Here is an 11,651-nt window from a genome sequence, read left to right as displayed (position 1 = left end):
CCAAACTTGTAACTTCTCCCATTCCAAATATTTGCTTTCAAGCTCCTCACCATACTGGTCGAGGAGCTTTTTGCGTTTGGCCCCCGTGTCGATCTCACCAGATGCAATTCACGCCATCAAATCGTTGCCTGCTGCAGCGACAAACTGCTGCTCCATCAAATCGAGAACCTCCATGGATGCCATGATGGTGGCAATGTCGCCATGCACCTGTAGGCTCGCTGGCTATCGAAGGCGCTCGGCGGCGGAGACCCCGCCATTGCGCTCTACGATCTGGCCAACCGTCTCGGCGCAACCATGTCACTGAAAGATCTCGGCATGCCAGTAGACGGCGTCGAAGCGGCGGTCGAACAGGCAATGTCCAATGCCTACTGGAACCCGCGCCCTCTTGAGCATACAGCGCTCAAGGAATTGCTTGAACGCGCCAATACCGGAGAGCGCCCGACAGGTGACTGAAGGGATCGACGTATCATGATGTCTTAGCGCGCAGTCGTCTCAACCAGACCGTTAAACGGGCATAACCAGAAGGAACCGAACCGATGCTTGCCATCCGTATTGCACTGTCCGATCCGCAAAAGACCGAAGCGCGGTTGGAGCATCTCGAAGATCATAGAAGATACCTGCGATCGGGCAGAGTTGATGTGTTACAATCGGGGCCGATCGACGACGGAGTGGGAGCGGTGACAGGAGGATTGGTCGTCGCCGAAGTCGGTTCCCTCGATGACATGCACGCGTTCAGCGCTGGCGATCCATTCGTGATCAATGGTGTCTATAACCGGGTGAACGTCTTTGAATGGAAGCCGACAATCGGCAACTCTCGTTGACCATGTAACGGGTCTGTCTTTGAGGAGGAGGCAAGATGAAGAAAAAGCTTTTACTGGCTTGGAAACAAATTTGCCATTGGCTGGCGGATGCAGGCAGCGCCCATTGCGGTTATCAAATCGATGATGTCCAAAAGCCGTTGAAAAAGTTTGCACCACGGTGCGTCGCTGACCCAAAGTGATAGGTCTGAGGATGCTCCACCAGGCAAACCTTGCATTCGGTTAAAGTTCAAGTCGTAAGCTTGCGAACAGAAAGGCAGAAACTGTTCTGCTACCAACGGGTTTCTCAACTCGCCACTTCTCTACGACAGTATCCGCCAAAGTGAAGCATTCACGACCGAGTTTCACGCAGCGAACGCGTTTACATTTATTATTGTCGTGATCGCACGCTTGAATACATGCCGGTGCTTCTAAATTCGCTCGGATTGATGCCATAAAGCCGCCGAAAGACCTTTGAGAAGTAGTTCGGGTCTTCGAAGCCGCAGCGCACAGACACTTCTTTGATGGGCATGTTTGCTGCCGTCGTCAGAAGTTTTGCCGCACGCCGCAGCCGTTTTTGTAGAACGAATTCGGCAGGCGGCAGGCCTTCATTGGCAGCGAAAATACGGGAAAAATGGGCGCGACTGAGACCGGCAACAGCGGCGAGATCATTGACGGAAAGGCTCTTGTCCAGATGGCTATCGATGTAACTCAGCACTTGCTGCATGGTGCGATATTCGCCACCGAATGACGGATGAGAGCCGAACACATCGTCGTAAAGGACCATTGCCGCTTCATAAGCGACAGCGGAGGCTGCTCCCGGCGTCTCCGCGCCATTGACGAGACGCGAGCAACAAAGAGCAAGATGATCCACCGTGTCTGGCTGGAGCTTTATGACAGGCCCGGTCACGGCCTGAATATCGCGATGAATCCGCAAGGCTTCTTCCCCGTTCATGGAAATCCAGAAGAATTCCCAGCGGCCACCTTCTTCCAGCCAATAGCGATGGTTATGGGGCATTAAAAGAAGCAACGTCTCACCCGGTCCGATGCGGTAGGTGTTGTTCTCATATCGCAGGTTTCCCTGGCCGCTTATGCAATATTGTAGAACGGTAAAGGGCGTCTGTCCGCGCTTTCGACCATCCCAATCATAACCGCCCCCATGGCGGGTTTCGTAACCGCTGCTGGTGGGCATGGTGTGCAATGTTTGCCTGCCGCGCGGCAAAGACACAGTCCGCATGGCAGGCCCTTGATCGATCAAATCTTGCAGCACAAAATTACCCATAAAAGCATAATCCTTCTCTGGCCCCCGTAATTTTTATCAGCATAATCCCGGTTCGAGGAGAGGCTTATCGGGAGGTTACAGAGAAAAATCCTTATTATCCGGCTTTTGCCCGATTTTTCTTTGTTCCCCGATAACGACGTTGCCGATCCGGCTTTCGCATTCTTTTCGCAAACAAAGGTGCCCACATGAGTTTCAAAATCGCTATCATTGGCGCAGGAAGTGTCGGTTTTACGAAAAAACTGTTCACCGATCTTTTGTGCGTACCGGAGTTTCACGATGTGGAAGTCGCGCTGACCGATATCAGTCAGCATAATCTTGAGATGATCAAAGCGATCCTTGATCGCGTCGTGGAGGCCAATGGTTTTCCGGTAAAGGTCACGGCCACGACCGAGCGCCGCCGTGCTTTGCAAGGTGCAAAATACATCATCAGCTGCGTTCGGGTTGGCGGTCTGGAAGCCTATGCGGATGATATCCGCATCCCGTTGAAATATGGCATCGACCAATGTGTCGGCGATACGATTTGCGCTGGTGGTATTCTTTATGGCCAACGCAACATTCCGGTCATCCTGGATTTCTGTAAGGATATCCGCGAGGTCGCGGCACCCGATGCCAAGTTCCTGAACTATGCCAACCCCATGGCCATGAATACCTGGGCGGCGATTGAATATGGCAAGGTGGATACGGTTGGCTTGTGCCACGGCGTTCAGCATGGCGCCGAGCAGATTGCAGAGGTTCTGGGGGCGAAATCCGTTTCGGAACTGGACTACATCTGCTCCGGCATCAACCACCAGACATGGTTCGTCGATCTGAAGCTGAATGGTCGCAAGATCGGCAAGGACGAGTTGATTGCCGGATTTGAAGCGCATCCGGTTTTTTCTCAACAGGAAAAACTGCGCATCGATGTGCTGAAGCGCTTTGGTGTGTACTCCACGGAAAGCAATGGGCACCTGTCGGAATACCTGCCATGGTATCGCAAGCGCCCGGATGAAATTGGCCGCTGGATTGATATGTCTGACTGGATTCACGGCGAAACCGGCGGTTATTTGCGGCACTCGACAGAGACCCGCAACTGGTTCGAAACGGAATTTCCACAGTTTCTGAAATCGGCGTCGAAGCCTCTTGATCCGGCCAGACGTTCGAATGAACATGCCAGCCATATTCTCGAAGCGCTGGAAACGGGGCGTGTCTATCGCGGCCACTTCAACGTCAAGAATAACGGCGTCATTACCAACCTGCCGCAGGATGCGATCATCGAATCGCCCGGCTTCGTGGATCGCTTCGGCATCAACATGGTTTCCGGCATCACGATACCGGAAGCCTGTGCGGCCACATGCATGGCATCCATCAACGTTCAGCGCATGTCGGTGCACGCTGCTGTCAACGGCGATATCGACCTTCTGAAACTCGCTGTCCTGCATGACCCTCTGGTTGGTGCGGTATCGACACCGGAAGAGGTTTGGCAGATGGTGGACGAAATGGTGGTCGCGCAAGCGCGCTGGTTGCCGCAATATGCGCATGCCGTGCCAGCAGCGAAGGATCGTCTTTCCCGATCCACCGTCAAAACAAGCGATTGGACGGGCGCTGCACGACGCAATGTCAGGTCGATCGAAGAACTGCGGGCCGAAAAAGCGGCATTGAAAAAAGCCGTTTGATGTATGTGCGGCAGTATCTGCGCGAGGAGGCGCCGGTACTGCTCGTTTCCGGGAACTATCAGGGAGGGCGTGCCTTGTCGCGCCATGGGAGGACATGACGATGCAACATAAACGCCAGATTTTCTTGAGCGCTTGCCTTAGCTTAGGTGTTTCGCTAATCGCGATGAATGCCCACGCTTTTCAAACATCCGCACCGCCTGAACCAGCGAAATTTCCCGCTGAAGGCAAGATAAAATATGTGGAGCCGGATTCCATTCTGGGGTTCAAGGCCCTGCCCAGTTACTCGGAACCTGACTGGGTTTCCGAAAAGTTCGAAAAAACCGGCAAATTGCCGCCGCTCAAAGAGCGGCTGCCGGAAGAGCCAATGGTCTATAAGACCGAAAATATGCCCGACGGTATCGGCGTGTACGGCGACACTCTGCGCCATGTTGTGGGTGGCCGTCCAGAAGGCTGGAACTATATGGCTGGCCAGACACAAGGCTGGGGCGGCATCGATATCGCGTTGTCGGAATGCCTGACGCGTACCGCACCATTGTTTCAGGTGGATGCCAAAGACACCGAGCCATTGCCCAATCTCGCCAAAAGCTGGGAGTGGTCGAAGGATGGCCACAAGCTGACGATGCACCTGATCAAAGGCGCCAAATGGTCTGATGGCGTGCCCTTCACAGCAGAAGACATCATGTTCTACTGGGAAGATGGCGTGATCGACCCGAATGTGTCGCCGCTTGGTTGCGGTGCGTCACCGGAAGCCTTTGGAGAGGGTACGACCCTCACCAAGATCGATGATTACACGGTTGAATGGACGTTCAAGAGCGCCTTTCCCAAGCAGTATCTCTACACCATGGCCTATCCGAATTTCTGCCCGGGGCCAGCACATATTCTAAAACCGCAACACCCGAAATATTCGAAAAACACCTATAATCAGTTCAAGAATGCTTTCCCACCGGAATATATGAACATGCCGGTCATGGGTGCGTGGGCGCCGGTGTCGTACAGACCGGATGACCTTATCGTCCTGCGCCGCAACCCCTATTACTGGAAAGTCGATGAGAAGGGCCAGCAATTGCCCTATATCGACGAAATTCACTACAAGCTTTCCACCTGGGCTGATCGCGATGTGCAGGCGGTGGCCGGCTCTGGCGATTTCTCCAATCTGGAGCAACCGGAAAACTTCGTGGCTGCGCTCAAGCGTGCTGCTGATGAAAACGCCCCGGCAAGACTTGCTTTCGGTCCGCGTCTGATCGGCTATAATCTACAAATGAATTTTTCGGCCAATGGCTGGGGTTCGCCCGATGAGCGGGAACAGGCCGTTCGAGAGCTGAACCGCAATCAGGATTTCCGTGAGGCGGTGACATCAGCCATTGATCGCAAGGCTGTCGGAGACTCGCTGGTCAAAGGTCCATTCACCGCGATTTATCCTGGCGGCATTTCATCCGGCACGAGCTTTTATGACCGCAACTCGACTGTTTATTACCCCTACGATCTCGAAGGGGCAAGGGCCGCTCTTGCAAAGGTTGGGCTAAAGGACACGGATGGCGATGGCTTCGTCAATTTTCCGGCTGGCACGGCTGGCGGCAAGAATGTCGAGATCGTTCTGCTCGTCAACAACACCTACACGACAGACAAGAGCCTTGCAGAAGGTCTGGTTGGCCAGATGGCAAAGCTGGGTCTGCGGGTGGTGGTCAACTCTCTCGATGGCAACCAGCGCGATGCGGCGCATTACGGCGGCAGGTTCGATTGGCTGGTCCGCCGCAATACGACAGAACTTGCTTCTGTGGTGCAGAACACCGAACAGCTTGCACCGGTTGGTCCGCGCACCAGCTGGAACCACCGCGCACCGGAAGGAAAGCAGGTTGATATGATGCCGTTTGAAAAAGAAATGGTCGATCTCGTCAACCGCTTCATTGCCTCGCAGGATAATGCGGAACGGGTCGATCTGATGAAGCAATATCAGAAGGTCTATACGCAAAATCTCTACACGATTGGTCTGACCGAGTATCCCGGAGCGCTGATCATCAACAAGCGTTTCTCCAACGTACCGCAGGGAACGCCGATCTTCATGTTCAACTGGGCGGAAGATGCCGTCATTCGCGAACGCCTTTGGGTCGCGACCAATAAACAGGGCAAATACGAGCTCTTCCCCCAACAACTGCCCGGCAAACCGGGTGATAAAGGCCCTATCAACTAGCTCCCTCCCGGAGACACCATGACCGGTCGCGCGTGAAGCGCGGCCGGCGGGAGAAAAGCGGAACCGATCATAAACCGGGGCCGCAATGCAGGGAGATATTTTATTATGCTCAGGTTCTTTCTCGTCCGCCTCGGCTCGGCAATACCCGTGATGCTGATCCTCAGTATCGTGACATTCGCGATCATCCAGGCGCCGCCCGGTGACTATGCAGACTATATTCGCGCTCAATTGATGAACCAGGGTGGCGCGTCGTTCGAACAGGCCCAAGCACAAGCGCAGGCATACCGGGTCGAACACGGTCTCGATAAGCCTATCGTGGTTCAATATTTCAACTGGATCGGCGGTATCGTCACCCGCGGCGATTTTGGTTACAGCTTTTATTACAACAAGCCGGTTTCAGAAGTGGTCGGTGAACGCCTGCCGCGCACGCTGCTTCTAGCTCTGGTCTGCCATATCCTGGCGTCCATACTCGGCATAACCTTCGGGATATTGGCGGCGACACGGCAATATTCGTGGGTCGATAATATCCTGTCGGCCATCGCATTTCTTGGCATGACGATCCCGCGCTTTCTGATGGCGCTGATCATGGTCTACCTGATGGTCTTCCATTTCAATGTCGCCGAAATCGGCAGCTTCTTTTCCCCTCAATATGGCGGTGCGCCTTGGTCGTGGGCAAAGTTCGTTGACCTCGTCAGCCACGTCTGGCCGGTCGTTGCCATCGCTACATTCGGGGGTTTGGCCTACAATATGCGCGTGATGCGCGGCAATCTGCTGGATACGCTCAACGCGCAATATGTCGAAACGGCCCGCGCCAAAGGGCTGTCGGAAGGGGCCGTCATCATGCGGCACGCTGTTCCCAACGCGCTGCATCCGCTTGTCATGTATCAGGGTGTTGTGTTGCCCTATATGCTGACCGGCGAAATTGAAACGGCCATTATCTTCGCGCTGCCGACCGTCGGTCCCGCGATCGTTGGCTCCATGGCCGTCGGCGACGTCTATGTTACCGCAACTTTCATGATGGTTCTCGCTGCAACGCTCATCATCGGCAACATCATCGCAGATATCTTGCTTGCTCTGCTTGATCCGCGTGTGCGCGAATTCGGGAGGGCCTGAGATGGTTGCCATCAACAGTTCGGCGAGCCAGGAACAGGTCGTCAGCGCTCCAGAACAGCGCGCAAACGAAACTTATATAGCGCTTGTCTGGCGCCGATTGCGGCGCTCCTTCACCGGCATGGTGGGGTTGGTTCTGGTCGTCCTCCTTATCTTCATCGCCGTTTTTGCCGATTTTTTCGCGCCAGCAGATCCAAACGAAACGGGTGCCAGTTTTACACCGCCACAGAGCATTAGATTCACGGATAAAGACGGTACTTTCAGCATCTGGCCGCGTGTTTACGCGATGGCGGAAACGGAAGAGCTTGACCCTGTCACGTTCCAGCCCATTGTCGGACCGAATTACGATAATCCCCTCTATCTCGGCTTTTTCGTAAAGGGTGCGCCCTATAATCTGTTCGGCATCATTCCCATGGAAACGCATTTCTTCGGTTCCGTGGATGGGCAAACCGTGCATTTTCTGGGAACGGACAAGTTTGGTCGCGATGTGCTGTCTCGTGCCATCCATGGCTCCCGAATTTCCTTGGCTATAGCACTGAGCGTGGTCTTCATCGTGACCGTCATTGGCACCAGTGTCGGCTTGATATCTGGCTACTTTGGCGGCGCGTTGGATGCGTGGGTACAGCGCTTCGTCGACATCGTCCTCGCCTTCCCGCAATTGCCGCTCTATCTGGCGCTGACATCGCTCATTCCTGTCACCGCCCCGACCAACGTGTTTTTGACATTCGTTGTGGTCGTCATGTCGGCGCTGGGTTGGGCGCAAATGTCGCGTGAAGTGCGTGGCAAAACCTTGGCGCTGGCGCGGATCGATTATGTGCGGGCCGCTATGGCGATTGGCGCGACCGACAGGCGCATCATCTTCCAGCACATTCTGCCCAATGTGATGAGCCACGTCATCGTTGCCGTTACGCTGCATATTCCAAGTGTTGTGCTGCTGGAATCCTTCCTTGGTTTCCTTGGCTTTGCCGTCAAACCGCCGCTGATTTCGTGGGGGCTGATGTTGCAGGATACGGCGACCTATTCGGTCATCGGTTCCTATCCCTGGATATTGGCGCCCGTCGGGTTCGTGCTGGTGACTGTCTTTGCCTTCAACGCGCTTGGCGATGGCTTGCGCGATGCTGTCGATCCCTATTGAGAGGAAACTGAAATGGTGACGTCCTCGCTGGCATCCTTTGCGCCCGAGATACGCTTCGATGATGCATCACGCCAAGATGCGCCGATCATCGACGCGCGTAACATCGCAGTCAATTTCAAGGTCGAACATGGAACGGTCGAAGCGGTAAAAGGCGTATCGTTTCAGCTCTATCGCGGCGAGACCATAGCGATTGTCGGTGAATCCGGTTCCGGCAAATCCGTAACGGCAAGAACCGTCATGGGTCTTTTGTCGAAGCGAGCTGTCGTTTCAAACACAGCCTCCGTTTCCTATGACGGCAAGAACATCCTGAAATTACCGGAACGTGCGCGCAGGGCGATGCGCGGGAACCGTCTAGCGATGATTTTCCAGGAGCCTATGAGCTCGCTGAACCCGATTTACACCATCGGAAGCCAAATCGTTGAAGCCATCCGCGTTCACAACCGGATGAGCCGCAAGCAGGCTGAGGCACGGGCACTGGAACTGCTGAAGCAGGTCCATATTCCAGACCCGGAAGCGCGGCTGAAGCAGTATCCGCATCAACTGTCCGGCGGGCAGCGCCAGCGTGTAATGATCGCCATGGCGCTCTCGAACGACCCTGACGTGCTGATTGCCGATGAGCCAACGACGGCGCTGGATGTGACGGTACAGGCGCAAATCCTCAACCTCATCAGGGAATTGCAACAGGCGCGCGGCATGGCCGTCGTTCTCATCACGCACGATCTGACCATCGTTCGGAAGTTTTCGGACTATGTTTACGTCATGCAGCATGGTGAGGTGCGCGAGCACAATACGACGGAAGACATCTTCACCAATCCACGACACGCCTACACCAAAAAACTTCTGGATTCAGAACCGCAGGGGCATGCCCGGCCACTGCCAATTGGCTCCACCGTCCTGCTGGAGGCGAGCGGTGTGCGCGTGTCCTTCATGTTGCGACATGGCGGCCTGTTCAAGCCGCAGCTGAAGGAATTGATTGCCGTCGACAGTCTGGGGCTGACCCTTCGCAGACACGAAACGCTCGGTATCGTGGGGGAGTCCGGGTCGGGAAAGACGACCTTCGGACAATCGCTGCTGCGGCTCAATGAGCCGGAGGACGGCCGTATTCTGTTCGACAATGAGCCGATCCATGGCAAGTCACGGGCTGAAATGCGGCCCTTGCGGTCACGCATGCAGGTCGTCTTTCAGGACCCGTTTTCCTCGCTCAATCCCCGCATGACCATCGGTCAGATCATCGAGGAAGGACTTGTTGTCAACGGGCTGGGAGCGACCAAGTCCGAGCGGCTGGAGCGGGTCTGCAATGCGTTGTCCGCCTCGGGCATGCCAACCAATATTCTCTCGCGTTTTCCGCATGAGTTTTCTGGCGGCCAGCGCCAGCGCATCGCGATTGCGCGCGCCATTGCGCTGGAGCCGGAATTCATCCTGCTGGATGAGCCGACATCGGCACTCGACCTTTCGGTTCAGTCGCAGATCATAGCCCTGTTGCACAAGCTGCAGGATGAAAAAGGCCTGAGTTACCTGTTCATTTCGCATGATCTGAAAGTGGTGCGAGCCCTCTGCCACCGCGTCATCGTCATGCAAAATGGGCGGATCGTGGAGGAAGGGCCAGTGGAAGACGTATTGGCAAATCCCCAGACCGCCTACACGCAACGGCTCGTCAAAGCCGCATTCGAAATCGCCTGAATTGCTATCGGAGACAGACATGACAAAAGACCCACGGATTACCTTCATCGGCGCCGGATCAACGGTTTTCATGAAAAACATCATCGGCGATGTGCTGCAACGGCCAGCGCTTTCCGGTGCAAAAATTGCCCTCATGGACATCAATCCGCAACGGCTGGAAGAAAGCGCAATCGTTGCCAACAAGCTGATTTCAACCTTGGGCGCCAAGGCAACCGTCGAAACCCATACGGATCAACGCAAGGCACTGAGCGGCGCGGATTTCGTCGTGGTTGCATTCCAGATCGGTGGCTACGAGCCTTGCACGGTCACAGACTTTGAACTGCCCAAGAAATATGGCCTGCGCCAAACCATTGCAGATACGCTCGGCGTCGGCGGCATCATGCGCGGCCTGCGCACCGTGCCGCATTTGTGGAAAATTTGCGAAGATATGCTCGCCGTCTGCCCCAATGCGATCATGCTGCAATATGTAAACCCGATGGCTATCAACACCTGGGCGATTGCTGAAAAATACCCAACAATCCGGCAGGTCGGGCTTTGCCATTCCGTGCAGGGAACGGCCATGGAACTGGCAGAAGACCTCGATGTTCCCTACGCGGAAATCCGTTATCGTTCCGCCGGTATCAACCACATGGCGTTCTTCCTGGAATTCGAACATCGCCAGCCGGACGGCAGTTACCGTAATCTTTATCCCGACCTTCTTCGCGCCTATCGGGAAGGCCGCGCACCGAAACCCGGCTTGAATCCGCGATGCGTGAACAAGGTGCGGTATGAGATGCTGACCCGCCTGGGTTATTTCGTGACCGAAAGTTCCGAACATTTTGCCGAGTACACACCCTACTTCATCAAAGAGGGGCGCGACGATCTCATTAAAAAGTTCGGTATTCCCTTGGACGAGTACCCCAAACGCTGCATCGAGCAAATCGAGAAGTGGAAAGGCCAAGCGAAGACCTATCGTTCCGCAGATAAGATCGAGGTCAAGAAGTCGAAGGAATATGCTTCTTCGATTATCAATTCGGTCTGGACCGGTGAGCCGTCCGTCATCTACGGCAACCTTCGCAACAACGGCTGCATCACCTCGCTACCATCAAATTGTGCCGCAGAGGTGCCGTGCCTTGTCGACAACAACGGCATTCAACCAACCTTCATCGGCGAACTTCCACCGCAACTGACGGCACTGATGCGCACCAACATCAACGTGCAGGAACTGACAGTTGCCGCACTGATGACGGAAAACAGGGAACATATCTTCCACGCAGCCATGCTCGACCCGCATACGGCAGCAGAACTCGATCTCGATCAAATCTGGGCGCTCGTTGAGGATTTGCTGGCTGCGCATCGCGACTGGTTGCCGGAATGGACCCAGTTTAAGCCGAAGCAAGCGGCATAGTTTCCTCTTGATGTTGCTCGAGTCGCGGCGCATTTAATGCCGCGATTTGTGCTCCTCGTGATTTGCGCAAAATCTTGTCGCGGAACGGCCTCTTACGCGACATCAAACGCCTAACTTTGCTCCCAGGTTGTTCAGTGTTGCCAAGGTGAACTAAGGTGTCGTTGGTTCGATACGCATAAAGAGCCGCAAGGTAAGCAGTACGTCCAACCTTGATGTCGCAATTATTATCACCATGCCGTCCAAAAGCCGATTTCAGTCACTCAGCAACCTTTAATCCGGCTGCTTTCATTCGCTCGCGGACCTTGTTGGGTGGATCTGCAGGAAACGTAGCGCCTTTGGCGATCATAGCTGCTTTCAGACGCTCAAAGCCTTGGCGCAAAGCGGCGGCAGTGTTGTTCGGGTTGGTCGGCGGCGTGATAT

Annotated in this window: 10 protein-coding genes; 9 read left to right on the top strand and 1 reads right to left on the bottom strand. The window is 54.9% G+C overall.

Going from position 1 to position 11,651, the window contains the following annotated elements; genetic code table 11:
* The first annotated feature begins 255 nt into the window (after positions 1-255).
* From RRU01S_RS26315 to RRU01S_RS26310, 3 genes are all read left to right on the top strand, one after another.
* Positions 256-453, top strand: coding sequence for a hypothetical protein (locus RRU01S_RS26315; protein ID WP_439644734.1), 198 nt, complete (start codon positions 256-258; stop codon positions 451-453).
* An 83-nt stretch (positions 454-536) separates the two neighbouring features.
* Positions 537-821 (top strand): YciI family protein, encoded by a 285-nt coding sequence (locus RRU01S_RS25720; protein WP_045232917.1) that lies wholly within the window; start codon positions 537-539, stop codon positions 819-821.
* 35 nt (positions 822-856) lie between these two features.
* Entirely contained in the window at positions 857-1,000 is a 144-nt protein-coding gene (locus tag RRU01S_RS26310; RefSeq protein WP_158006421.1) for a hypothetical protein, read from the top strand.
* 188 nt (positions 1,001-1,188) lie between these two features.
* Here the strand turns inward: RRU01S_RS26310 and RRU01S_RS24805 are convergent, their stop codons facing one another.
* The gene (locus RRU01S_RS24805) at positions 1,189-2,079 is read right to left on the bottom strand and encodes an AraC family transcriptional regulator (RefSeq protein ID WP_045232916.1); all 891 of its coding nucleotides are present in this window, start codon (positions 2,077-2,079) and stop codon (positions 1,189-1,191) included.
* 185 nt (positions 2,080-2,264) lie between these two features.
* Here RRU01S_RS24805 and RRU01S_RS24800 point away from each other — a divergent pair, with 185 nt between their 5' ends.
* The 6 genes from RRU01S_RS24800 (at position 2,265) to RRU01S_RS24775 (ending at position 11,231) form a co-directional block, all read left to right on the top strand.
* Positions 2,265-3,731 (top strand): alpha-glucosidase/alpha-galactosidase, encoded by a 1,467-nt coding sequence (locus tag RRU01S_RS24800; RefSeq protein WP_045232915.1) that lies wholly within the window; start codon positions 2,265-2,267, stop codon positions 3,729-3,731.
* 94 nt (positions 3,732-3,825) lie between these two features.
* Entirely contained in the window at positions 3,826-5,919 is a 2,094-nt protein-coding gene (locus tag RRU01S_RS24795) for an ABC transporter substrate-binding protein (RefSeq protein ID WP_412674305.1), read from the top strand.
* Positions 5,920-6,024: 105 nt separating this feature from the next.
* The gene (locus tag RRU01S_RS24790) at positions 6,025-7,032 is read left to right on the top strand and encodes an ABC transporter permease (RefSeq protein WP_045232914.1); all 1,008 of its coding nucleotides are present in this window, start codon (positions 6,025-6,027) and stop codon (positions 7,030-7,032) included.
* A gap of 1 nt (position 7,033) precedes the next feature.
* Entirely contained in the window at positions 7,034-8,164 is a 1,131-nt protein-coding gene (locus tag RRU01S_RS24785; protein ID WP_045232913.1) for an ABC transporter permease, read from the top strand.
* 12 nt (positions 8,165-8,176) lie between these two features.
* Positions 8,177-9,844 (top strand): ABC transporter ATP-binding protein, encoded by a 1,668-nt coding sequence (locus tag RRU01S_RS24780; protein WP_045232912.1) that lies wholly within the window; start codon positions 8,177-8,179, stop codon positions 9,842-9,844.
* A 19-nt stretch (positions 9,845-9,863) separates the two neighbouring features.
* Complete coding sequence (locus RRU01S_RS24775; RefSeq protein WP_045232911.1) at positions 9,864-11,231, top strand: alpha-glucosidase/alpha-galactosidase; 1,368 nt, start codon at positions 9,864-9,866, stop codon at positions 11,229-11,231.
* The last annotated feature ends 420 nt before the right edge of the window (positions 11,232-11,651 follow it).

This window comes from Agrobacterium rubi TR3 = NBRC 13261 (genome assembly GCF_000739935.1).
In the GTDB taxonomy this organism is placed as follows: domain Bacteria; phylum Pseudomonadota; class Alphaproteobacteria; order Rhizobiales; family Rhizobiaceae; genus Agrobacterium; species Agrobacterium rubi.
This window is presented reverse-complemented; position numbering and strand designations above follow the sequence as displayed.